General features: G+C 60.4%; 18 protein-coding genes and 1 other RNA gene. 5 read left to right on the top strand and 14 right to left on the bottom strand.

Annotation, left to right across the window (positions count from 1 at the left end):
• Nucleotides 1-97: 97 nt before the first annotated feature.
• Nucleotides 98-556, bottom strand: a complete 459-nt coding sequence (gene nrdR, locus BGC09_RS15860) for a transcriptional regulator NrdR (RefSeq protein WP_052888556.1) — start codon at nt 554-556, stop codon at nt 98-100.
• Nucleotides 557-834: 278 nt separating this feature from the next.
• Nucleotides 835-1,119 (bottom strand): DUF6788 family protein, encoded by a 285-nt coding sequence (locus BGC09_RS15855; RefSeq protein ID WP_141727814.1) that lies wholly within the window; start codon nt 1,117-1,119, stop codon nt 835-837.
• A gap of 390 nt (nt 1,120-1,509) precedes the next feature.
• Here BGC09_RS15855 and hpf point away from each other — a divergent pair, with 390 nt between their 5' ends.
• Nucleotides 1,510-2,175 carry a ribosome hibernation-promoting factor, HPF/YfiA family gene (hpf, locus tag BGC09_RS15850; RefSeq protein WP_069805108.1) on the top strand — a complete coding sequence of 222 codons (666 nt, stop codon included), beginning with the start codon at nt 1,510-1,512 and terminating at the stop codon, nt 2,173-2,175.
• Between the two features lie 342 nt (nt 2,176-2,517).
• Here hpf and BGC09_RS15845 read toward each other — a convergent pair whose 3' ends face one another.
• The 4 genes from BGC09_RS15845 to BGC09_RS15830 form a co-directional block, all read right to left on the bottom strand.
• Nucleotides 2,518-3,156: a ClpX C4-type zinc finger protein gene (locus BGC09_RS15845; protein WP_069805106.1), complete on the bottom strand. Its 639-nt coding sequence runs from the start codon at nt 3,154-3,156 to the stop codon at nt 2,518-2,520.
• Between the two features lie 40 nt (nt 3,157-3,196).
• A complete protein-coding gene (locus BGC09_RS15840) occupies nt 3,197-4,051 on the bottom strand; it encodes a type 1 glutamine amidotransferase (RefSeq protein ID WP_084658991.1) in 855 nt (284 codons plus the stop codon).
• Nucleotides 4,052-4,075: 24 nt separating this feature from the next.
• On the bottom strand, nt 4,076-5,674 hold the full coding sequence (locus BGC09_RS15835; RefSeq protein ID WP_176728949.1) for a MurT ligase domain-containing protein: 1,599 nt from the start codon (nt 5,672-5,674) through the stop codon (nt 4,076-4,078).
• Between the two features lie 402 nt (nt 5,675-6,076).
• On the bottom strand, nt 6,077-7,330 hold the full coding sequence (locus BGC09_RS15830; protein WP_141727813.1) for a glycoside hydrolase family 113: 1,254 nt from the start codon (nt 7,328-7,330) through the stop codon (nt 6,077-6,079).
• A gap of 368 nt (nt 7,331-7,698) precedes the next feature.
• Between BGC09_RS15830 and topA the strand changes: the two genes are divergently transcribed.
• Both topA and BGC09_RS15820 read left to right on the top strand, forming a co-directional pair.
• A complete protein-coding gene (gene topA, locus BGC09_RS15825; protein ID WP_084658988.1) occupies nt 7,699-10,308 on the top strand; it encodes a type I DNA topoisomerase in 2,610 nt (869 codons plus the stop codon).
• Between the two features lie 159 nt (nt 10,309-10,467).
• Nucleotides 10,468-11,553 carry an isocitrate/isopropylmalate dehydrogenase family protein gene (locus BGC09_RS15820; protein ID WP_069805098.1) on the top strand — a complete coding sequence of 362 codons (1,086 nt, stop codon included), beginning with the start codon at nt 10,468-10,470 and terminating at the stop codon, nt 11,551-11,553.
• 267 nt (nt 11,554-11,820) lie between these two features.
• Here the strand turns inward: BGC09_RS15820 and BGC09_RS15815 are convergent, their stop codons facing one another.
• The 3 genes from BGC09_RS15815 to gmk all read right to left on the bottom strand — a co-directional run bounded on the left by BGC09_RS15815 (nt 11,821) and on the right by gmk (nt 14,304).
• Nucleotides 11,821-12,345 carry a cupredoxin domain-containing protein gene (locus BGC09_RS15815; protein ID WP_084658987.1) on the bottom strand — a complete coding sequence of 175 codons (525 nt, stop codon included), beginning with the start codon at nt 12,343-12,345 and terminating at the stop codon, nt 11,821-11,823.
• A gap of 273 nt (nt 12,346-12,618) precedes the next feature.
• On the bottom strand, nt 12,619-13,635 hold the full coding sequence (gene glpX / locus BGC09_RS15810) for a class II fructose-bisphosphatase (RefSeq protein WP_069805096.1): 1,017 nt from the start codon (nt 13,633-13,635) through the stop codon (nt 12,619-12,621).
• A gap of 30 nt (nt 13,636-13,665) precedes the next feature.
• Nucleotides 13,666-14,304: a guanylate kinase gene (gene gmk / locus BGC09_RS15805; RefSeq protein WP_069805094.1), complete on the bottom strand. Its 639-nt coding sequence runs from the start codon at nt 14,302-14,304 to the stop codon at nt 13,666-13,668.
• 489 nt (nt 14,305-14,793) lie between these two features.
• Here gmk and BGC09_RS15800 point away from each other — a divergent pair, with 489 nt between their 5' ends.
• Nucleotides 14,794-16,821, top strand: coding sequence for an Rqc2 family fibronectin-binding protein (locus BGC09_RS15800; protein ID WP_069805092.1), 2,028 nt, complete (start codon nt 14,794-14,796; stop codon nt 16,819-16,821).
• Here the strand turns inward: BGC09_RS15800 and rpoN are convergent.
• From rpoN to selD, 3 genes are all read right to left on the bottom strand, one after another.
• On the bottom strand, nt 16,807-18,252 hold the full coding sequence (gene rpoN, locus BGC09_RS15795) for an RNA polymerase factor sigma-54 (RefSeq protein ID WP_069805089.1): 1,446 nt from the start codon (nt 18,250-18,252) through the stop codon (nt 16,807-16,809). The genes BGC09_RS15800 and rpoN overlap by 15 nt on opposite strands.
• A gap of 104 nt (nt 18,253-18,356) precedes the next feature.
• The gene (gene rnc / locus BGC09_RS15790; RefSeq protein ID WP_069805088.1) at nt 18,357-19,046 is read right to left on the bottom strand and encodes a ribonuclease III; all 690 of its coding nucleotides are present in this window, start codon (nt 19,044-19,046) and stop codon (nt 18,357-18,359) included.
• A 5-nt stretch (nt 19,047-19,051) separates the two neighbouring features.
• The gene (selD, locus tag BGC09_RS15785) at nt 19,052-20,119 is read right to left on the bottom strand and encodes a selenide, water dikinase SelD (protein WP_084658984.1); all 1,068 of its coding nucleotides are present in this window, start codon (nt 20,117-20,119) and stop codon (nt 19,052-19,054) included.
• A gap of 131 nt (nt 20,120-20,250) precedes the next feature.
• On the opposite strand from selD, the gene rnpB reads away from it, so the two are divergent.
• Nucleotides 20,251-20,748, top strand: an RNA gene (gene rnpB, locus BGC09_RS15780) — RNase P RNA component class A.
• Between the two features lie 573 nt (nt 20,749-21,321).
• On the opposite strand, the gene BGC09_RS15775 is transcribed toward rnpB, so the two are convergent.
• Nucleotides 21,322-21,522: a hypothetical protein gene (locus BGC09_RS15775; RefSeq protein WP_052888571.1), complete on the bottom strand. Its 201-nt coding sequence runs from the start codon at nt 21,520-21,522 to the stop codon at nt 21,322-21,324.
• Between the two features lie 340 nt (nt 21,523-21,862).
• Nucleotides 21,863-23,026, bottom strand: a complete 1,164-nt coding sequence (locus BGC09_RS15770) for a glycerate kinase (RefSeq protein WP_069805084.1) — start codon at nt 23,024-23,026, stop codon at nt 21,863-21,865.
• Nucleotides 23,027-23,036 lie beyond the last annotated feature (10 nt).

Raw genomic sequence — 23,036 nt, 5'->3', positions numbered from 1 at the left:
GGTGAGTGAAGAAGAGCGCACAGGTCTTCCTGCCATGCCCATCAGGAGACAGCGCTGCTCACGTCGTGAGGGTGGCGGGATAAGCGTTGTGACGAGCTTATTCTGCCTTCTCGCGATTGAGCAGCTGCTGGATCTCCTCGAACATCGTTTCCACATCGCCGAAGGAGCGATAGACACTCGCGAAGCGGATATAGGCGATTTTATCCATGCGGCGCAGGCGCTCCATTACCAGCTCGCCGATCACGCTGCTAGGCACCTCCTGCCGGCCCATGCGATAAAGCTCCTGTTCAATTTCGTCGATCGCGCTTTCGATCTCGCCGACGGGAAGGGGCCGCTTCTCACAGGCTTTGCGAATGCCGATATAAAGTTTCTGGCGGTCGAAAGGCTCGCGGCGCTGATCACGCTTAATGACCATCAGGTGGGATGGTTCGACTCGCTCATAGGTACTGAAGCGCCCCTTGCAGCGTTCGCACTCACGTCTCCGATGGATGGCGTCTCCGATGTCACGCGAGTCTTTGACACGTGACTCGGTGCCGCCACAATATGGACATTTCATCCCGCAGCTCCCAACTCTGGGTAGAATCCTGTCGAGATGATTCTATCACAGAAGCAGAAGTGGCGACAGAGACAACGGAGTGCTGCGCTACTCTCCTGGCTGGATCTTGCCTTGCTCTCTGCTTCAGGACTCGGCCAGACCCTGGTCCTCGGGTCCGCGTTGCCAGCCAAAGCGGCCCCGACTGGTCTCCCCGTGCCTCACAGGAGGTGGAGGTGCTGGCGGTGGTGGTTGTTCCCCCTCACCCAGCTGCTGATCTGATCCTCTCTGGGCCGATCCTGTCAGCTCAAGACGGCGACCAGAGGTAAGGGAGGGTTTCCCCGATGCGCCTGGCGTTCAGTGCGTCCCCCTGCCGGGCGTCGCTTCCTCTCGCGCTCTGGGAGCTTGTCATCTGCCGGTCGCTCCTTGCCGACATAGCCTGAGCGTAGCCGCGATCCCTCGCGCCAGTAGGCATACCAGTAAGGGCCGTGTCCCTGACCGTCGCGACAGGTGCTGCAGGTTGGTTTCCCACATTTGCGGTACTGGAGCTGATAGGTAATGTGGTGATCGCTCGGAATCTGCGCCATGAAAGCCACTCCCCTTCCTTCATTCCACTGTACAGAGTTGCTGCAACGCTATCATTAGCTTAACAGTAATGGATGAACATTTTATGAATCCAGGACCTCTATAGATGAAAATTTGTTCATCTTTTGGGCCTGCGTCTGTGGCCCGAATGTCGCTCTTTCATAACACCTTTTTCATGAATGTCTGGAGGGCTGGCGGTCCGGGCTGAGTTGAGCTGTTGCGGGAGGGATGGGAATAGGGGGAAACTGGTCATGGCAATTCGAGGGGTGATATAATGAGCAAGACCCGACTGCGCCCACGGTTAGGGTTTGCTCTCCTGCGTTCAGCCAGACGCCTGCAGGTCTGCCTGGAGCGACCGGTGTTGTGGCCTTGGAAAGAGGGAGTCAGAAGCTATGCAGATCATCATCAAAGGCAAGCAGATGGAGGTCATGCCTCGTCTGCGACAGCACATTGAGCGTAAGGCCCACAAGCTGACGCGCCTCATCTCTCCCCGCAACAGTACCGCTCGTCTGGAGATTACTATCGCAGAGGAGCACGCGCGCAGTGCCCAGGACCGCTACACGGTCCAGATCCTGCTGATGGGAGTTGCGCCTGCTCTGCGTAGTGAGGTGAGTGCTCCTAAAGTCACCGTTGCCTTTGACCAGGCTCTTGGCAAGCTGCTTGCCCAGTTCTGTCGACAAAAGGATCGGCTGACCACCGCGCGTCGTCATCAGCGCCCGCTCATCAAGGTTCTGGCGCTGGCGCGTTCGGGGCAGCTCTCGCTGCTTGAGGGGGAGGAGGGGGCTGTTGTCACAGCGGCGAGGGAGGAGACTGAAGCGACGGAAGATCTGCCTGTTCCCACCAGTCTAAGCGAGGAGCAGAACGAAACCTTATGGGCCAGGATTAAAGAGATCCGCAGCCTTCCCACCAAGCCCATGAGCGACAGAGAAGCGATCCTGCAGATGGAAGCTCTCGGTCTTCCCTTCTACCCCTTTGTGAACGAGGCCACCAACAGCGTGAACGTCATGTATCGTCTGGAAAAAGGTGGCTATGGCTTGTTGATCCCCGCTCTGGAGTAGTCTTCATCTCTCTGCCCGCTTGGCCGGGTCGTTCTACCTGGGATGCTTTTTTTACTATCCTCCGCGAGGGGGTAAACAGTCACAATTGCCGGCGCAGGAGCTGTCAGGAGGGCGTCATAAGGTGCCGGAGCGAACGCTCTGGGGCCTGGTCTGTTGAGCAGTGGTTGTCTGAAGAGAAGAGGGGCGCCTGATCAGACCGGGCCAGATTGGCCGGATGGGCTAGCACAAAGGCTGAGGTGCAGTGGCAGCAGCAATGCCCTGCGCCTCAGCCCTTTCTTTCTCTGGATTGTGCTGCTCCCTGGCTGTCTGTCCCCCTTCCTGCCGTCCTCCGCGGGGGAGATCCTAGAACGTGATTTCGAACTGCCACGGACGTGGCGGGGGATCTTCGAACTGGCCAAGCGGGTCGGCGGCGCGAATAGTCAGATGGTGAGCCTCTGGAGAGGGCAAGGGACGGAAGCGCGCCCGCCCCTGGTAGACGGCATGGTTGGGATCACTGGCCAGCTCGGGTCGCGCCAGGAGCATTCCCCCCTGGTCTCCGCTCCACTGCTGGCCCAGATTATCCTTCAGGAAGAAGATCAGGCGTGGAACAAAAGCGAAGCCGGGTGTAAGCGGCGGCCTGATCCACAGGTAATGCAAATCAAAGTAATGGGCGTAGAACTGGATCTGATAGAGCATCAGCGTCATGTCTTGCTGCTTCTGCTCCAGCTCCAGGGTGAGAGTCCGCAGGGCCTCGCGTGGAGCTGGCTGCTCATCCTGGCTGCTGGTAGGGGGTTCCAGGGGGGCGGCGACGACCACGGGGGGGCGTGAGGCCAGCTCCAGGGCCTTGGGAGAGAAGGGCCTTGGATCTTGTAAGATCTCGTTGCAGGTCTGAAGGCAGGCTTCGCAGATATAGGCGGCGCCTGGCCCGGCTATCATCCGTCTGACTTCGGGTGGGCGCCGACCGCAGAAAGAGCAGCGAGCCAGTGTTCGATCAAAGCTCATAATGGCCCAATCCTCGATGCTAGAGCAAGCAAAGCAACCTCTACGCCGCCTTGGCGCGCCGCAGGGCGGCGACGGCCTCCTCGTAGAGTCCCAGGCGTTCCAGGATAGCTGCGTGGGCCTGCCACTCCAGGTGGTCATCCAGGGGCCGCAGCAGAGTGGTAGGGTCCTCCATCGAGGCGGGTTGGGCGGGCGTAGAGCCATTCATGATCTCGCCTGGCGGCATGCTCAAGCTTGTCAGCCGCCGGAGGCCGTACTTGCGCTGCAGTGCCAGGCCGATCAGATGGTCGGCGAAGTGCGGATTCTTTGGCAGGAGCGAGCCATGCAGATAGGTTCCGTAGGCGTTGCGATAGACCGCCCCTTCGGTGCCATCCTCGGCATTATTGCCGTAGCCTTTGAGGACCTTGCCCAGTGGGTGAGCGGTTCCCAGATAGGTACGTCCGCCGTGATTCTCGAAGCCGACCACTGTCATGCCATTCCAGCGAATGACCACGTCGCCGATGCAGCGCGGCGTTCGTGGCCCCTTATGGACTGTCCAGGCATCGAAGACTCCCAGGCCCTTCATATCGGGGCCTTCCGCTGGGCGATAGTAGTGGGCCAACAACTGATAGCCGCCGCAGACTGCCAGCACCGGCATATCATCCTCAATAGCGGCCCACAGGCCGATTCCTTTCGTCTCAAAGAGGTCCTGGGCCACGGGAGCCTGCTCCTTATCCTGACCACCGCCGATGAAGAGCAGATCGTACTCGTCTGGTGCCAGGGCATCGCCAATGCCCAGCCCTACGACGCGCAATTCGATGCCCCGCAGCTCGCAGCGGCGTTTCAACGTCAGAATATTGCCGCGATCCCCGTAGAGATTGAGCTGATCTGGATAGAGATGCCCAAGCGTGAGCGTCAGCCGGGCCTCATTCCTACCGTGCATCTAATCTCGTCCCTCCCAATAATGAGGCGTCAGCCCGCGCCGTTCTAGCTCGCGATGAATCTCCAGCAGTCCTGTGTAGGTCGGCACGATAAAGAGCGTTTCCCCGGCAGGCGTCTGCGCGATGGCCTGTTCCAGCGCTCTTGCCAGTCCGTAGCCTGGGAAGGAGACAGCCATCTCTTGCAGACTGGCGGTCGTTTCCTCTGCCGGCGGCGCGGCTGCGCTGCTCGTCATCGCGGCGGCTGCCTGGCCTTCCTGCAGCTGGCGTCGAGTCCGGCCTCGACCTTTCCCTTTGCGTCCTCGCGGCTGTGGGCCGGTTAGCTCTTCGAGAGCGCGTAGCGGTGTTGACGGAATGAGCGTCATCGCTTCGGGAGCGAAACCGGCGTATTTGAGGCGTAAGGCCAGATCGAAAGCGCGCGTGCCGGTTACCGTCAGGCTGGCGGTCAGGCCCTTAGCGCGTTCGAAGTCGACGTCCCAGATCCAGGAGACATCTCGGCCATCGGCGATATTATCGTTGAGCACGAAAAGCACATGGCGAGGTGTGCCCTCGCTGAAGAGCGTGCGTAGCACCTCATTTAATCCTGTCGGATTCTTCGCCAGCAGCAGGCGCAGGGTACGGCCTGCCACCTGCACGCGCTCACCCCGTCCAAAGGCGGGCTTGAATTGCTCGATCCCTGAGACGATTGGCTCCCAGCTGATCCCCAGGGCCTGGGCTGCCGTGATCGCGGCCAGGGCATTATAAACATTATACAGCCCGGGCAGGGGGATCACAATCTCGCCCAGCTGGGTCGGTGTCTCGACTGTCACGCGCAAGCGATCGAAGGTATCCTGGCGCACGTGGAGCGCGCGTACGAGTGGAGAAGGACGCTCCAGGCCGCAGTGGGGGCACTGATAATGGCCCATGTGACTATAGAAGCGAGCGCTATAGTGATAGTCGCTGCCACAGCGCACGCAGCTGCGGCTGTCCACGACCTGGTAAGTGCCTGGGGTTCCCTGGCCATCCTGGCCACTTACATCGAGCGTCAGATCCTCCAGACCGAAATAGAGGACGGGCCCGCGGGCCAGCTCGCCCAGGCTGGCCGTTGTTGGGTCATCAGCGTTGAGAACCAGAGCCGTTGTCTCTGGCAGCTCCTTGACCATTTGCCGCCAGAGGGAAGCGACGCTTTCCACCTCCCCGTAGCGGTCGAGCTGGTCGCGGAACAGGTTCACGAAGACAACCGCACGCGGCTCTAGCAGGCGCGCGGCCTGGGGTATGACCGCCTCGTCGATTTCGAAGACGGAGATGGCCTGACCCGCACGGCGCAGATTGCCGTTGGGGAGGGCGCGCACCACCAGGGCACCGGCGACGCCGCGCAACAGATTGGCCCCCTCGCGGTTGCGCCAGACGCGCAGGCCGGCGTCGCGCAGGATTGCAGCCAGGAAGCCGCTCGTGGTCGTTTTGCCGTTGGTACCAGTGATCAGGACGCTACCATGTTCCAGTTGGGCGGCCAGGTGGCCGATGATATCCGGGTAGAGGCGTTGAGCCACCAGGCCCACGATACTGGTACCGCCTCCGAGCCGGAGACGGCGACTTAAAGCTCCTGCTGCCCGTCCGCTGATCACCGCCAGGGCTGCCCTCAGCGAGAGGCCTCGCCTCCGTGAGCGCTGGCCGGCTCTTGCCGCTCCGGTGACTGATCCTGGCTTAACTTCTGGGCGGCCTTTCTTTGTCCGAAGCCATCTGCTCCCTCTCGACTCACCTTGGTTGGACCCTTGAGGGAGCACTGGAGATGGCCGATGTTGCTGCATGCTTCTCCTCCGAACCAGCGCCTGTGTCAATAGTTGTATCTATTTTTCTCATTGCCTAGTTGCAGCATAGCATGCGCGCGTGAAGCGGTCAAGACCGCAAGCCAGAGATAGATCTTCTGGTCCCCGAAAGCCTTGGCCCTCCCACGACCAGGAACGCGGGCCAGAGCTGCCAGTCTTGAGGCTCCGCTCTCCACGCTAGAAGCATTCCCAGACCTTCCCTCACGAGCTACTGGGACTCGTGCCGCTGTACCAGCGATGGAGTACTTCGGTGGCCTTCTGACCGCGGATTGAGAAGCGCTCTACTTCGTCCCAGCCCCAGAAGAAGATGCCGGCGATATGCTCATCGGCCATGACGTTGGTGAGTGCGGCGTTGTAAGCATCGGCCTGCTCTTGGGGGTCTGCTGGGGCTGCTGAGGTGGGTGACCAGACCTGGTAGAGGGCGTCAGTGCTGTTGCGATAACCAATTTCACTGATAACGATGCGTCGGTTCAGTTGCTCGGCAAGCTGGTCGAGCCGCGTCTTGATTTGCTCGCGCCAGAGCTGGATCATGGTCTGGGCATCCAGACGTACGGGAGCGTCGCTGAGGGAAATGTACTCAGAGACGCCAATGAAAGTGAGGCGAGAATCATGCAACCAGGCCGGCGGCTGGTCCATTGTGGACCAATTGATGTCATAGGTCAGGTTGCCTGTGTAGATGCTGCGCACGCGCTCAATGAGCTGGCGCCAGAGGGTGCTGGGAGCGTTGCTCTGCAGCCACTCCATTTCAGTAGCCAGGGCAATCTGTTCAACGCCATTGGCCTCGGCTGCCTCAACATAGGGCCGTAGAGCCTGCCAGTAGTGGTCAAACCAGCGCTGTTGGCTCTCAGGAGCTGGCATGACTAGCGCGGCCCAGCCGCCCGGCTGGCGTACGGTCAGCAGGGGGGCGAGAAAGACTTTGAAGCCGACCGCATGCGCTTTGCGCACTCCCGCCACAAAGGAGGCCACACTAGGTGCCGCCTGATCTGCCCCGATGTCGACGGCATCAGGAGTTGACTGGGAGAAAAGTACTGGCATCTCTAGCCATTCAGCAGCGGTGCTGCGCCGAATCTCTTGCAAACTCTCTTGCCAGCGACGGTCACTGAGACCATAGGCGCTCCGGCTCCAGCCAGGGTAGACGATTCCTTTTTGAAAGCCGTACTGTTCCACTGGCCGCGGGACCGGCGTCGGCGTCGGGCTGGCAGTTGCTTGTTTGGGAACAGCGCCTGTTCGTTGGGTGGCCGGCCCCGCACCGCTTCTGCCAAACGGCTCACAAGCGCTGCTGAGTAGCAGGAGAGCGAGGGTGAGGCCATAGAGCAGGAGCGACTGAAGCAGGCTCAGCAGGCGATGAGGCCGGGGACACAGCAGCCTCCTATCAATACAGTCACGGCGCGATCCGCAGCGCGCGAAAGTACCAGACGACATTTTATCAACCCTCCCATCCATCGTTCTGCCCACACTCTCCTCTCGCGCTCTTACCCTCGGAGGCAGAGGACCCCAGAGCTTCCCTTGTATTGTAGAGTAAGAGCAGCGAAAGAGCGGATTCTCCACTATTGTACTCCCGGCGGGAAAGATGGCCGGCGTGCGCAGGAAACTGAGGCCACTCGCTCTGGCTGCCGGGGGAAGATCGGGGGGCTATCTTGTGTTATCTCACTCAGAAGGCATACGTAATGAGAGGAGAGAGAAGTGAGAGGCTGGGGAAGCCGTTGGCCGGTGATCCGGTTTGTCACCCCTCTTGTCAACGTGTGCTATCCTATCCTGTGAGATTGAACGGCTCACCTGGCGTTCAACCGCATAACATCTGCAAATCAGGTACAGGTTGATTAATGGCAAAGAAGCTTGTCATTGTTGAGTCTCCGGCAAAAGCCAAGACCATTGAGAAATTCCTCGGGCGCGATTTCGAGGTGCGCGCCTCAATGGGGCACATTATCGATCTGCCCAAGAAGGGCCTTGGCGTCAACACGCGCAAGGATTTTGCGCCACAATATGAAATTATCGAGGAGCGGAAGGGCGTCATTGCCGAGCTGAAGGCGGCGTCGAAGAAGGCCGAGGAAGTCTATCTGGCTCCCGATCCTGATCGCGAAGGGGAGTTTATCGCCTGGTCCCTGATGCAGACCCTGGGACTCAAGAATCCGCGCCGCGCTGTCTTTAATGAGATTACGAGGAGGGCTGTACAAGAGGCGATTCAGAAGCCGCGGGCCATAAATGAAGACCTGTTCAATGCACAGCAGGCGCGTCGAGTCCTTGATCGTCTGGTGGGCTACAAGATTAGTCCCCTGCTGTGGAGGCGTGTGCAGTCGGGTACCAGTGCTGGACGTGTGCAGTCGGTCGCCCTGCGCCTGATCTGCGATCGCGAGCGGCAGATCCGTGGCTTTGTGCCCCAGGAATATTGGACGATTACCGCCCTCCTGAGCAAGCAAGGCGAGCAGGAACGCTTTGAGGCGACGCTGGTGGCTCGCCTCAACGAGCTGGCTGGCCAGCAGCCAACGGACGGAGAAGAGGAAGGGGCAGCCGAGGGCGAAGAGGGTGAGGGGTCGCAGGAGGGAGAGGGCGAGCGCCGTTCTGAGGAGACGCGGCGACGCTTGCATATCGCCAATCAGCAAGAAGCCGAGGCCATTCTCTCCGAGCTGCGCGGAGCAAGCTTCGCGGTCTGGCGCCTGCTCCAGCGCGAAGTGCGCCGTCAGCCGCCGCTCCCCTATACGACCAGCACCATGCAGCAGGATGCCTCGTCGCGCCTCTACTTTAAGCCCAAGAAGACGATGAGTCTGGCTCAGCAGCTCTATGAAGGCATCGAGCTGGGGCCGCGCGGCTCGCAGGGACTGATTACCTATATGCGCACCGACTCGACACGTGTTTCTGACGAGGCGAAGGCCAGCGTGCGTCGCTTTATTGAGCAGACCTATGGCCAGCCTTTTGTCGGCTCGGGGCGCGTTGGCAAACTCAAGGCCACCGCGCAGGATGCCCATGAGGCTATTCGTCCAACGGATGTGACGCTCACTCCTGAGCAGGTGCGAGAGTATCTGACGCCTGATCAGTACAAGCTCTACAGTCTGATTTGGCGCCGCTTTGTGGCCAGCTTTATGACTCCGGCTCTCTTCGATACGGTGCGTGCCGACATTGTGGCAGGCCAATATGTCTTTCGGGCCACTGGCTCCCATCTTCGCTTTCCCGGTTTCTACGCCGTCTGGCCGCGTGAAGAAGAGGAGCGTCTGCTGCCGGTGCTGGCCGTTGACGAGGTACTGGCTCTTCACGAGCTGCAGCCGCAGCAGCACTTTACGCAGCCGCCGCCGCGCTATACGGAGGCCAGCCTGATCAAAGAGCTGGAGGAGCTGGGCATTGGGCGGCCCAGTACCTATGTGCCCATCATCTCGACCATCCAGGAGCGCGGCTACGTCACTCAGGAACAGCGTCGTTTTGTGCCAACCTGGCTTGGTGAAACGGTCAACGAGCTGCTCAATAAGCACTTCCCTGAGATCGTCGATGTCGGCTTTACCGCCGATATGGAGCAGAAGCTAGACAACGTTGAAGAGGGACGCCAGTCCTGGACCGAGTTTCTGCGCGATTTCTATGAGACCTTCAAGGAGATGGTGGCCAGAGCGGAAACCGAGATGGATCGCGTGCAGAAGCCGGTTGAGGAGCTAGACGAGCTGTGCCCCGAGTGTGGTCGGAAGCTGGTTATCCGCAGCGGGCGCTTCGGGCGTTTTATCTCCTGCTCGGGCTTCCCGGAGTGCCGCTATGGGCGCTCTTTTGTCAATAAGACTGGCGCGCTCTGCCCGCAGTGTGGTGGCGATCTGGTCGAGCGTAAAACGCGCCAGACAAAGCGCACCTTCTATGGCTGTAGCAACTACCCGACCTGCAACTTCGCGATCTGGGAGCGCCCGGTACCGGAACCGTGCCCTCGCTGCGGCGGACTGATGGTGATCCCACGTGGGGGCCAGGAGCCAGTCTGCTACGAGGAGGTCGTGCTACCGCAGCAAAACCCCGAGGAACAACCACAGCAGAATGGTCTGGCATCTTCCTCGCGAGGCGCAGGAGCCAGACGCAGAAAGGTCCAAAAGAGCGCGAAGCAAAGTACGGAGGAGAGTCCTTCTCTGAATGGGGCGATGGAGATGGCCCAGCTACCTTCGACTTCGACAGCCGGGGAACCAGCCTTGTCTGCGACTGCCAGGGGCAGAACCGGGCGAAGGCGTTCAACCTCTCAAGCGACCTCCAATGGAAATGTCAGCAGGAGCGGGCAGAGGCGGAGCACGGCTAAAGCCTCTACTGGTAAAGGCCAGAGGAAGAAGGCAGAAAAGCAAGAGACAAAAGAGTCTGCAGAGAGTGGTAAGAGAAGAAGTAAGCGAGTAGAAAAGACAACGGAGGCAACAACGGCCAGAACTACCAGGGCGGCGCGCGCCTCGCTCGCTGCTACGCCTGCTGAGCCAGATCAGCGCTAAGGCTGCACCTTCTCTCTGCCCAGGCTTCCAGGGTGCCTGGTCCTCGTACTGTCAAGGCTGGTAGCACGGGTGGGCTTGCGGCTGGCATTCGTGCTATAATCTCTACATGATTGCTTAACCTCTTTGCTACAAACAAACTCTGCAGTTCTGGAGGACTTCATGCCGCATGCGGTAACCCTCATCCCTGGAGATGGGACTGGACCGGAGATCACCACGGCGACCCGCCGCGTGCTGGAGGCGACGGGGGTAGAGTTCCGCTGGGAGGTCTGCCAGGCGGGCATGGAAACCCTGGAGAAACAGGGCACGATCCTGCCCGATGAGGTGATTGAATCGATCAAGCGCACCCGGGTGGCCCTTAAGGGGCCGATTACCACTCCTGTGGGCAAAGGAGTGCGTAGTGCTAACGTCACACTGCGCAAGAAGCTGGACCTCTACGCCAATGTTCGCCCGGCCAAGACCTACCCTGGACTCCGCTCCCGCTATGAGCATGTTGACCTGATCATTGTGCGTGAGAATACTGAGGATCTCTATGCTGGAATTGAATTTCAGCGTGGCTCGCCCGAGCTGGCGGAGCTGATTGAACTGGTAGAGCGCGCAACTGGGACACGTCTGGACCCTGAATCGGCGATCAGCCTCAAGTATATTTCGGTAGCCGCCAGCCGCCGTATTGTTCGCTTCGCTTTTAACTATGCTCGTGAGCATGGTCGTCGCAAGGTCACGGCTATTCATAAAGCGAATATTATGAAGTTCTCCGATGGCCTCTTTCTCGCCACTGCCCAGGAGGTGGCCCGTGAGTATCCCGATATTCAGTTTGAAGACCGCATTGTCGACAATATTTGTATGCAGCTGGTGCAGAAACCGGAGCAATACGATGTCCTGGTACTCCCCAATCTCTACGGCGATATTGTCTCCGATCTGTCGGCGGGCCTGATTGGCGGGCTGGGCGTGGCTCCTGGGGCCAATATTGGCAACCAGTACGCTGTCTTTGAGCCAGTGCATGGCAGTGCTCCCAAGTATGCGGGGCAGAACAAGGTCAATCCGATGGCCATGATGTTCTCCGGTGTGCTGATGCTCCGTCATTTGGGCGAGAAGGAGGCGGCCAACCGTCTGGAAAAGGCTATTGCTCAGGTGATCGCTGAAGGGAAGAACGTCACCTACGATTTGAAGCCGCGCCCCGATGATCCAAGCGCCGTCGGTACGTCCCAGGTAGCTGATGCGGTGATTGAGAAGCTCCAGCGCCTCTGAGCGATGAGAACCCTTCGACCCGTTGCTTGGCCCATCCAAGACGAGACGCTTTCATAAAGACTCGTTGCCCTCTTGCGGTGAAGACTGCTGAACGAAACGGCTCATGGGACTCGCTTCAGAGCGCTTTTCTCCGCTTCATCGCCGGCTGGCTTCTCCTCAGCTGCTGAAGCGGGGACCTGAAACGAGCCCCTGGCTTGTGTCCTCGTGGAGCCTCTCTCCGCTCCTCTTCAGTTCAGCCTCTCCTGCTTGCCCTTCTGTCTCGTCAGGTCAGGCCGTCACAATGATGGTGGCAGTCATGTAGGTGTGAATACTACAGTGGTACTGATAGGTGCCTGCTGTACTGAAGAGCAAGGTGAAGGTCGCGCCTTCCCCGATGGTACCGGAGTCGGAGAAGGCTCCCGTATTGCTCGTGACGGTATGCGGTGCATCCGATTTATTGACCCATTCGACTCGCGTGCCTTTCTTGATGGTCAGCGTCTGCGGCGAGAACTGATAGCGCTCGTTCTGCTCAATAATCTGTACTTGCACGATAGGAGCTGTGTCAGAGGCTGGCTGGGTCGCCGGTGGCGTCGTGGTCGAGGCTGTGCCAGGCGTGGACTGGCTGCTGCTGGCCGTCGGTGTGGTGGTGCTGCCTGTGGAAGACCCGCCGTTGCCGCAGGCTACCATAAGCAAGGTGACAAGGACGGCCAGCCCGAGCAATAGTGGCCAGAGGCCGGCTCGCTGACGCTGCCTGCCTGGGTCGTTCCCGTTATCATGAAAAGCCGGGCTCTGATGAAGGGGTTTTAAGGACATGATATGCTCCTGATTGGTTGGGTGGTTTTGTTAAGGGATGCGACTCATCTGTTGGCAGGCCAGGCGGCGCCGTCTCTTGACCTGTCTCTATGAAAGCAATACGTCAGGGGGTTACATCCAGGCGAGGAAGGGCAGCAAGAGAGCAGCGCTCCCCATTCAGCTCGCCTGCTTGCTGAGAGAAGAAGTTGGCCGAAAAGTAGCTGCGGGGTGCAGGGCGAGAGCTGGAAGAATGAGGAGCGCCACCGGGCAGCGCGTCAGGGGTGAGGGCGCTAACTAGCGTGTTGTCTGGGTGTGGGGAGCGCTAAGACCGCGGCGCCACTTATGGCGTGCCTGGATATAGCGCACGGTGCCAGAGCGCGAGCGCATCATAATAGAGGAGGTACGGGCGCCCCAGCCGAAGTATTGGACACCGTCGAGTAACTCGCCGCTTGTAATGCCCGTAGCGGCAAAAGAGACATCATTACTGCGCACCAGATCATCGATGGTCAAAACCTGATCGAGGTCGATCCCTTCGGCTTTAAACTGCTCGCGCTCCTCATCCGAGCGTGGCCAGACCTTGCACTGCATCGCGCCGCCCAGGCACTTAATCGCTGCTGCCGCTAGCACGGCCTCCGGAGCCCCACCAATCCCCATCAAGACATCGACTCCGCGATAGTCCTCCATCGCGGCCAGAATTGCCGCGGCTACGTCGCCGTCGCTGATCAGGCGGATGCGTGCTCCGGCCTGGCGAATCTGGCGGATGATCTCCTGATGGCGAGGGCGGTCCAGAATGATCACCGTCAAATCGTCGATCTGAGCGTCCTTGGCCTGGGCGATCCGCTCCAGGTTAACAGCGACAGGAGCGTTGATGTCGATGACATCCTTAGCCGCGGGGCCGACAGCGATTTTCTCCATATAGAAGACCCCGGGCGGTGCAGAGTACATGCTACCGTGCTCCGCGGTAGCAACAACCGCCAGCGCTCCGGGCAAGCCCAAGGAGAGCAGGCGTGTTCCGTCGATCGGATCGACTGCCACATCGACTTGTGGGGGGGAGCCGTTTCCGACGCGCTCTCCAATATAGAGCATGGGCGCCTTATCCTTCTCGCCCTCGCCGATGACGACAATGCCATCCATGTCCACGCCATCAAGGGCCTGGCGCATGGCGTCCACAGCGGCCTGGTCGGCCTTCTCCTTATCTCCCCGTCCCATCCAGCGGCCTGCGCTCAGGGCCGCCGCCTCGGTAACACGTACCAGCTCCATTGCTAAGTTACGCTCTTTGGTACCGGATTGCTCAAAACGTATATCCGTCATACGGCCTCCTCTCAATCGTCTGAAGCTGCCTTAGAGTTCTACGTAATGCGGTTGTACACGGCAATGCTCGGCGATCATAATCGCCCGAACCTGCTCGACCGCCTGAGCGAGCTGGCCTTCGCGATTAATGACCAGATAATCGTACCAGTGGTACTGGGCCAACTCGTTGGCCGCATCGGCGAGACGCCGGCGAAATTGCTCCTCGTCTTCGGTCTGTCGTCGACTCAAGCGCTGAGCAAGCTCTTCCTGCGTCTCGGGGGCCAGGAAAATAAGGATGGCCTGGGGGATTTTGCGCCGGATGGTGGCGGCGCCTTGCACATCGACCTTAAGGAGAACATCGCGGCCTGCGGCCAGGTTTTCTTTAATCTGGCGTCGGGGCTGCCCATACCAGTGGCCATGAACGTTGGCGTACTCGATCAGCTCGTCGTTGGCCACGAGCTGTTGAAATTCCTCGTAGCTGATAAAATGATAGGGGTGGCCTTCGCTCTCCCCAGGTCTGGGCGCACGAGTTGTCACCGAGGTCACGACATGGAAGTCCATCCCTTGCCGCTTTAGGGCCTCAATGACGCTATCCTTGCCCGTTCCCGAGGGCGCGGACAACACAAAGAGCAATCCTTGCTGCTCTGCTGGCCGGAGCGTGGTGCTTTCTCTCTCGGCTGTAGGCTCCATCTCAAGGTGCATGCTGCTTTTCCCGCTCTGCTGTGCTATGCTCCGTTGTGCTGCTGTCCCAGGTATATCCCTGGCAGGCCGCCTGAGCTGATTCGCGTCTCCCGCCCAGTGCAGGACCGGCAGGGCAGAAGAGTGGCTTCCTTCCCTGGAAAGTGACCTGACTCGTGGATGGTGGTGGACGTCCTTGTCTGTTGGCGTCTCGACGTTTGTGATTGAGTTGGGCCTGCTCAGGCGGGCGGCTGAGATCCCTGCCTGCAGACTGCCCCTCGGGCGACCGGGCCGACTGGATAAAGCGATCCGCTCAACTGGCTACGCGGGCATCGCGACGCGCAGATGAGGCTTTCCGGGGGCACAACGCTTGCGAAGAAGGCTGCGCGAAGGAGGTGCCGCTCTGCTCTCCCTGGCGCCTGCCCGGCGTAAGGGATGAACCAGGACTGCTATAATTGTACAATATCCCGAAACGCTATAGCCACCGGTGAGGTTTCTCGCATGTACGTCGATGCCATCACCCTTGCTGCTGTCGCTGATGAATTGCGCGTGCTCTTAACTGGCGCGCGTGTCGAGGCCATTATCCCACCCACGGAGCACTCCATTGCCATCGAATGCTACTGTCCGCCGCGGGCAGGTGGAGATGAGAAGGGGCAGAAACGCTGGCTCTATCTGTCGGCCCATCCGCAGCTGGCGCGCTTGCATCTGACCCTGCACAAACCGCCGCGCGCAGTGCCCGAGCCGCCGCCTTTTATAATGCTCCTGCGCAAGTATCTGGAGGGGGCCCGCCTTGAGACTGTCGAGCAGCCACGCTGGGAGCGTGTGCTCCATCTGATCTTTCAAGCGCGAGTTCGGCATGGCGATGCAGATGAAGCTCCTGCTGAGGAGACTGAAGAAGCTGACAAGCCGGCTGGGAGTGTCGAACAGAGGCCGACTGCTCGCTATCAGCGACTGCGCCTGATTGCTGAGATCATGGGGCGTACCAGCAATATTGTGCTCTGCAATGAAGAGGGCCTGATTCTTGGCTGCCATAAGCGCGTTGGGGCAGACATGAACCGTTATCGTGTAATCATGCCTAACGTTCCCTATGTGCCGCCACCTCCTCAGCAGCGCACTTTTGCCGGTCAGCTCTTGCCGCGCCTGGAGCCGACGACCGTCACCGCCGCCCAGCTGTCCATCATTCCGGGCAACGAAGGGAAGGAATCAGCCTTTGTGGAAGGGGGAGAGGCTGCCGCCAGGACTGTGCAGCGGCGCAAAGAGGTGGCTCCGAGGCTCTGGCAGCTTCTTGTGCGTCATCTGCTTGGCTTCAGTCCTCTGCTTGCGCGGGAGGCAGTCTATCGTGCCCTGGGCGAGAGCGAGGCCGGGCTGGAACTCAGTCGAGAGCAATGGGAAGAACTGGCCTGGAATATTCGCGATCTGGCGGCCCTCTATGAGACCCATCGCTGGCATCCGCAGCTCGTGGAGCGTCTGGCACCAACCTCCGCAGCCGGAGCGGAATCGGAAGCGCGGGCGATGCCGCTCGCCTTTGCACCCTATGTGCTGGAGCAGTATAGCGCCGTGGAGGGGGTGCGCGTTCACGAATCGCCATCGATCAATGTTCTGATCGACAACTTCTATGCCCGTAGCGAGTGGCTCGACGCGCTTGAGGGCCGGCGGGCGCCGCTACGCAGGTTGCTTCAAAGAGAGGTCGAACGCTGCCGGCGACGTGCAGCTGCTCTGGAAGAAGAGCAGCGGGCGCTGGCTGAGGCAGAGAACTATCGTCGGCAAGGCGAGCTGTTGCTTACCTTTCAACATGAGATAGAGCGGGGGTGGACACAGGTCAGCCTGCCCGATCTCTTTGCTGTCGAGGGGGTCCAGGACAATCCCCCCAAGACCGCTATCGAGCTTGACCCGCGTCTCGATGCCGTGGGCAATGCCAACCGGCTCTTTGCCAGATATCAGAAAATGCGTCGGGCGGCGGCGCTGCTGCCCGAGCAAATAGAGCGCAACCGGGCTGAGCTGGCCACCCTGGAGCAGTTGCTTACCGACTTGCAGTTAGCCGAAACGCCAGAGGAGATCGAGCTAGTCAAGGCCGAGATCCAGGCTGCCGGCTATCTGCATGAGAAGAAAAGCGCTGAGGCGAAGGCTGGGAAAAAGAAGGCCCATCGTGGAAAGGCCCTGCTGCCGGGGGGAGGGGTCCCGCTCTACGTCCAGAGTCGCGATGGCTTCACGATGCTGGTGGGGCGCAACAGTCGTCAGAATGAGGAGGTCACCTTCCGCCAGGCGAGTGGAAACGATCTCTGGCTGCATGCGCGTGGCGTGCCGGGGGCCCATGTCATCATCAAAGCAGCGGGCCGCCAGGTGCCGCGGAGCACCCTCGAACAGGCGGCCAGCCTGGCGGCTTACTACAGTCAGGCGCGTGACAACAGCAGCGTTCCTGTGGACTATACCCTGCAGCGTCACGTGCGTCATATGAAGGGAGGTGGCCCGGGCATGGTCGTCTACGATCACGAGCGCACCATCTACGTGCGTCCGTCAGCGCTCCCGTGAGGAGCCTATCCCCATCTCCTCCCGGTACTTGGTCACGGTACGGCGGGCCAAATGAATGCCGCGCTCGGCCAGCAAGCGGCGCAGCTCCTCATCGCTCAGGCGCCGTTGAGGCGCCTCCTGCTGAATGATCTCGCGCAGAATATCCTTGACGCCGAGCGAGCTATCAAAAAAGTCGGAGAAAGGGATCAGGCGCCCATTAGGCAACAGGGCGTACTTGTTGGCGGTGGCGCGGCTCACCGTACCCTCGTCGAGGCCGAGGCGGGCCGCCACCTCGGCCCGGGTCAAGGGGCGCAGGTAGCGAATCCCTTTCTCTAGAAAATCGCGTTGCTGTTCGACAACGACCTCTGCCACTTGTTTCAGCGTGCGCCAGCGGCGCTGAACACAATCGATGAAAAAGCGCGCCCGATCGCTCTGTTGAGAGAAATAGCGCTGCAGGGCGGGACTTGCGCGCTCGCCATCTGCAGCCTGGTAGCCGCGGTTGACCACGAAGTGATAGCGCTTCTCTTCGATGACCTCGACCTCGAAGCCGTTATCGCCGCGGCGGATAATGACATCTGGGCGCACGTACATGGCGCTACTCTCGCGCTGAGGGAGATGGCTATCGAGGCGGTAGGTGTGGGCAGGGAAAGGATAGAGGCGGCTGCGGATATAAGCGCTTGCGGCGCGGACCTCCTGCTCAGGCACCTTTAGTTCGCGGGCGATCTCCTGGTACTGGCTGCGTCCCAGGCGATCAAGATAGCGCTCGATGAGCGTGCGGGCCAGTGGATGGGGCGTTTCCTGCTCGGCTAGCGCTTCCAGCTGGATCAACAGGCACTCGCGTAGGTCGCGGGCGCCGATGCCTACTGGTTCCAGGGTCTGGAGCTGCTTGAGGACATACTCGACCCGTTCGAGCGGGACATCGAGATAGCGGCTGATCTCTGCCGTACTGATCTCCAGATAGCCTCGCTCGTTCAGATTCCCTACCAGGTGCTCAGCGATGGGGGCCTCTTCAGGAGGAATAAGGGCTTCCAGCTGTTGAAGAAGACGCTCAGCCAGGGGTTCTGAGGTGGCGATACGCGCCAGAGGATCGTCCTCGGCCTCGGCGTCAGCCTCGACGAAGCCGTAGTTATCCATATCGTAGAAAGGCTGGAGGAAGCGCTCCCAGGCGGCGCCGGCGTCATTCTCGCCGGGGGGCGTAGCGCTGCCCTCTGGGGCCCCTGCTGGGGCATAGTGGCCGCACGAGGAGCAAACGCTGCTGCTACCGCGGAGCAAGGCCCCGCAGAAGAGGCAGACGCGCTGCTCCTGAACCTCCAGGGCTGGATTTTCGGTCTGCTCTTGTGTAATGCAGCGCTCCAACTCATCAGAAGACAAATGCAGGATCGTACTCGCTGTGATCAGCCGCGCGCTGACTCGCAGGGTCTGCTCTGGACGCGGCGTTGGCTCCAGTCGCATGCGTTCTCCTCCTCCCTATCCTGCTAACCAACCAACCCTTTCTTCCCGAAAGAGTAAGCATCGTGCTTTTCAAGCAGTCCTTCACGGCGCACGGAGCTGCCAGGCTACAGCCAGCCGCGGCTATCCAAAGCTGCGTGGGCGGCTTCCTGCTCGGCTGCCTGTTTATTGCGTCCCTGACCACGCCCAATAACCCGCTCGCCCAGGAGCACCTCAACAGTGAACTCACGGTTGTGAGAAGGGCCTTCCTGGCTGACCAGCCGATAGGAGGGAGTGATGCCCTCGCGGGCCTGTGCCAGTTCCTGGAGTAAGGATTTGCTATCCTTAAAGAGGCGCTTCTCAACAATAGTGCGGGCCAGTGGCTCCACGCGGGGGATAATTACGCCACGCACTGCCTCCAGCCCTTGATCGAGGTAGATCGCCCCCAGCAGGGCCTCGAAAGCCGAGGCCAGCACGCGCTGGCTGCCTCCGCTCTGCTGTTCGCCTTTACCGAGAAGCAGGAACGAACGCAAATTCAGATCACGTGCAAACTGAGCGAGGGTCTCGGTCTTCACCAAAGCGGCCCGCAAATTGCTCAGCTCGCCCTCATTGAGCTGAGGAAAAGTGCGGTAAAGGAAATCAGCACAGACAAAAGCCAGGATGGAATCGCCGAGAAACTCCAGGCGTTCGTTCGACTCGCGCCCGGCGCCGGGGGTTTCATAGATATAGGAGCGATGGGTGAGAGCCAGTTGCAACAGTGCAGGGTCGTGAAACTCGATACCCAAGGCCTCTTCCAGTGCTCTATATCCTGCTGCCATTGTCGTTAATACACCTCCAGTAACACCTGTGCCTCCTCAGCATGTCTGGTTGTCACCTCGCCGATGAGCCAGAATGGGACAGAGGATCGCAGAGCGGCCAGACGGGGCCACAGCTCTGGTGCGATTGCCGCCAGCAGACCGCCCGATGTCTGCGGGTCCCAGAGAATTGTCTCTGCCGTAGCATCCAATGTCTGGCCCAGATGGGTATGGGGGCCAAAGTAGGCTCGGTTACGGCTTGTCCCGCCTGGAATGCAGCCGCGCGCCGCGTATTCCGCAGCATGGGGCAGGAGCGGCAGCGCGGAGAAGGCCAAGCGCATGCTCGTCAGGCTCTGAGAGGCCATCTCCCAGGCGTGGCCGAGCAGACCGAAGCCGGTCACGTCAGTGACGGCATGTACGCCTCCGCTGCTGGCAGCCAGCTCGGCCAGAGTGCGACTGGCTTCGCGATTGAGGCGTGTCATCGAGGCCACTGCAGCTCTCAGATCCTCCTCAGCGACCTGGTCGCGCTTATGGGCTGTCGTGATCAGGCCCGTGCCCAGCGGCTTGCTCAAGACCAGCACGTCGCCAGGTTGGGCCCCGCCCTTCGTGAAGATGCGCTGGGGATGAACGCTACCGGTGACGGCCAGCCCATACTTTGGCTCACGGTCGCTCACTGTATGCCCCCCGGCGATGACGGCCTGGGCCTGAGCTACTGTCTCGGCTCCGCCACGCAGAATCTCGCTCAACAGCTCCGTCTCCAGATCGTCTGGCCAGGCGACCAGATTAATGGCCATGAGGACCTCACCGCCCATAGCGTAGACATCGCTCATAGCGTTGGCGGCAGCGATCGCGCCAAAAGCATAAGGATCATCTACCACGGGCGGGAAGAAGTCCGCCGTGCTAATAATCGCCTGCTGCTCGTTAATCTGGTAAACTGCCGCATCGTCGGCGGCGCTCAAACCGACGAGCAGAGAGGGCGGAACGCTCTGGGCTTTCAGGGGACGCAGAACCTGCGCCAGGGCCGCCGGGCCCATTTTTGCCGCTCAACCGGCGCAACTGGCGAGCGAGGTTAAGCGAATACGCCGACCGGTGCTCATAGCTGGAATGTTCCGTGCTCGTAACCCGTTTGAATCAGGTGCAAGGTCATTGTAACGCCTTGGTATAAGGCTCGTCAACGCTGTAGACGGACTGTTCTCACTGTGCTACTCTATATTCAGCTGTGCGGGCCTGAGCAGGTCAGGCAATCGCGGGTCATGTCAGCCGAACGTTCCCAATCCTTTGGCCTTCCAGCCCTGCGTACAGGCGGGCCAGGAGAAGGAGCGGCAGGCTGCTGGCTCGAGGAAAGTCCGAACTCCACAGAGCAGGATGCTGGCTAACGGCCAGTGGGGGCGACCCCAAGGAAAGTGCCACAGAAACGATACCGCCCGCCGGCTGAGAGGCCGTTGCGGGTAAGGGTGAAATGGTGGGGTAAGAGCCCACCGGCAGGCGGGTGACCGTCTGGCCGGGCAAACCCCATCCGGAGCAAGACCGAGCAGAGGGAGTAGCATACCCGCTTGTGGGCTGCGCTGGAGGCTACGAGCGGGCGATGCTCGCAGGTTGCTCGCCTGTTACCCCTCGGGTTGGTCGCTAGAGGCGGCGGGTAACCGTCGTCCCAGAGAGATGATTGCCGCCCGGGCCACCGTGAGGTGACACGGGAACAGAATTCGGCTTATGACCTCCTCAGACCCGCGCAGCAAGCCTTGCTACGGAACGAATCTCTTTTGCTTGCTGGAGCTGCAGGAGACCTCGCTGCTTCTGCCTTATACCACCTCCTTTGAGCGATTCCTCGATCTTCACCGTCAAAAAAGATCCCTCGGCGACAGGATTGCCCATCCTTTCCTTCCTCTAGCGAGGAGGGCTGATCGTCTCCTTTCCGCCGTACTTGCTTCCCGGCTGCGTTCTTTTGTCTCACAGTGGCCTCTAAGCGTTCATGAACTACTGAGCGGGTCGAGGTGGTTGAGCGAGCCTTTCGGGAGCGGGGGCTGGGCCTGCTGTCCCTGCAAGGGCGGCTCCTGCTGAAGGGGGGTGCGAGAAGGAAGATCCAGGCCGCTTGCTCTGCCTGGTTAAAGGGACAGCTATGGCCCGACCACCTCCTTGGTGCCAGAGTCTCCAGTGTGTGGGGTAGCAGTGGAGATTCTGCTCTTCATTGGTCTCGTAAGGGGCCAGGCGGCAGTGGTGGGCTGGCGAGGTGATGAAGCAGAAAAAGCGGCAGACCTCTAGTCTGCCGCTCTATTCTACTTTCTGGCTTAATCTATCTGCATTACCTGCTGATCCGATCGTGCTCGATCAGCCAGCGGATAAAGTTAAGTCGACGGCTTTCCTCTAAAATTTCGCGATATTCGACTTGCTCATCGACATGGTCTCGCAGATAGAGAAGCCGCTTGGCTTCGCTTTCTGTGAATCCCAGTGACAGCAGGCGTTCGAAGTCTGCGTTATCGGTCGCGTAGAGACGGTCCGGCATGATAACGGCGCTCCCTCTATTCTGGACTACCAACGGATTGAGCAAGCGTCTCCTGTTATCGCTCTGCTTAATTATAGAGACGCTTGAAACCGTTCACAGGATACAACATCTTTTCACCCTTCCAATATTTCTCAGCTGGCGGGTTGGAAGTGGCAGTCAAGAGTTAGTGATCCTGTTGCTTCCGTAGCCTACCTGGTCGACTCATTGGACTGTGCCAGCGGCCTGAGTGCCCGGGCGCTGTGCTTGCCCAGCGACGAAGGGACAGGCAGGGAGGATGTGGCGGTTTCTTCACGTCTCCGACCCTGAGAAGAGTTCCCATTAGTATAGACGAATTATATCGCTAGAAAGTAAACCCTTCAAGGGGTGGCAGGCGCCGGCCCAGCAGCAGCAGGCGGGCGGCCCGTTCGCTGGCATCGGCCAGCAGTGAGGCGGCCTGAGTCATGGCCTCGTTCAGCGAGAGGGGGGCGGCCAGCAAGGTCATAACCGCCTCGACTCCCAGCGCATAGACCACCTGGTACTCCTCTCCCAGGCTGCCAGCCAGAGCCAGGACGGGGACCCCGCAGCGCTGGGCCAGGGAGGCCACGGCGCCTACACTCTTACCGTAGGCAGTCTGGCGATCGATCTGTCCTTCAGCAGTCACGAGCAGGCTGGCACCTTGCAGACGCTTGGCCAGGCCGACGGCTTCCAGCACGAGGTCGGCCCCCGGGCGGAGAGTGGCCTGAAGGAAGGCCAGGAGGCTGGCCCCCAGTCCGCCGGCGGCTCCCGCCCCGGGCAGATTGCGCACGTCCCGGCCCAGATCGCGTTGAATGATCCCGGCATAGTGAGCGAGAGCTGCGTCGAGCTGAGCGACCATCTCGGGGGATGCTCCCTTCTGAGGGCCGTAGACCGCTGAGGCTCCCTGGGGTCCACAGAGAGGATTGGTCACATCGCAGGCGACCTCAATACGACACTCCTGCAGGCGTGGGTCAATGCCATCGGGCACGATGCGTGCCAGACCTGCCAGGGCGGCCCCGCCGTAGGGAAGATCCTTCCCCTCTGCATCCAGCAAACGGACCCCAAGAGCCTGAGCCATGCCGGCCCCGCCGTCATTTGTCGCACTGCCGCCGATGCCGATGATCAAATGACGGCAACCGCTGTCCAGGGCGGCGCGAATCAACTCACCTACCCCGTACGTTGTAGTCAGGCGAGGATCGCGTCGCTCCGGGGGAACCAGTGGCAACCCAGCGCAGGCGGCCATCTCAATCACCGCCGTCTGCCCATCCCCGAGCAGCCCGAAGGTCGCTTCCACTGGCTCGCCCAGAGGCCCCGTAACCTGCGCATGCAAAAGCTGACCGCCTGTGGCGCTGACCAGAGCCTCAACGGTGCCCTCGCCTCCGTCAGCGATAGGAACGAGATCCAGCTCAGCTGTTGGCAGCACTTTCTGAAAGCCGCCAGCAATGGCGCGGGCGGCCTCGGGAGCCGTCAAACTCCCCTTAAGGGCCTGGGGAGCGATCACAATACGCATGGCTGGCTTC

The organism is Thermogemmatispora onikobensis, from assembly GCF_001748285.1.
Taxonomy (GTDB): Bacteria; Chloroflexota; Ktedonobacteria; order Ktedonobacterales; family Ktedonobacteraceae; genus Thermogemmatispora; species Thermogemmatispora onikobensis.
Note: the sequence above shows the minus strand (reverse complement) of the source record. Positions and strands in the feature narration are given on the sequence as shown.

Bases quoted from the DNA above. Each gene is read 5' to 3' on its own strand.
- BGC09_RS15845 (WP_069805106.1), bottom strand. From the start codon at position 3,156: ATGAGCTTTGATCGAACACTGGCTCGCTGCTCTTTCTGCGGTCGGCGC.
- gmk (WP_069805094.1), bottom strand. From the start codon at position 14,304: ATGGAGCCTACAGCCGAGAGAGAAAGCACCACGCTCCGGCCAGCAGAG.
- nrdR (WP_052888556.1), bottom strand. From the start codon at position 556: ATGAAATGTCCATATTGTGGCGGCACCGAGTCACGTGTCAAAGACTCG.
- glpX (WP_069805096.1), bottom strand. From the start codon at position 13,635: ATGACGGATATACGTTTTGAGCAATCCGGTACCAAAGAGCGTAACTTA.
- BGC09_RS15800 (WP_069805092.1), top strand. From the start codon at position 14,794: ATGTACGTCGATGCCATCACCCTTGCTGCTGTCGCTGATGAATTGCGC.
- BGC09_RS15775 (WP_052888571.1), bottom strand. From the start codon at position 21,522: ATGCCGGACCGTCTCTACGCGACCGATAACGCAGACTTCGAACGCCTG.
- BGC09_RS15855 (WP_141727814.1), bottom strand. From the start codon at position 1,119: ATGGCGCAGATTCCGAGCGATCACCACATTACCTATCAGCTCCAGTAC.
- topA (WP_084658988.1), top strand. From the start codon at position 7,699: ATGGCAAAGAAGCTTGTCATTGTTGAGTCTCCGGCAAAAGCCAAGACC.
- hpf (WP_069805108.1), top strand. From the start codon at position 1,510: ATGCAGATCATCATCAAAGGCAAGCAGATGGAGGTCATGCCTCGTCTG.
- BGC09_RS15815 (WP_084658987.1), bottom strand. From the start codon at position 12,345: ATGTCCTTAAAACCCCTTCATCAGAGCCCGGCTTTTCATGATAACGGG.
- rpoN (WP_069805089.1), bottom strand. From the start codon at position 18,252: ATGCGACTGGAGCCAACGCCGCGTCCAGAGCAGACCCTGCGAGTCAGC.
- BGC09_RS15820 (WP_069805098.1), top strand. From the start codon at position 10,468: ATGCCGCATGCGGTAACCCTCATCCCTGGAGATGGGACTGGACCGGAG.
- BGC09_RS15770 (WP_069805084.1), bottom strand. From the start codon at position 23,026: ATGCGTATTGTGATCGCTCCCCAGGCCCTTAAGGGGAGTTTGACGGCT.
- rnc (WP_069805088.1), bottom strand. From the start codon at position 19,046: ATGGCAGCAGGATATAGAGCACTGGAAGAGGCCTTGGGTATCGAGTTT.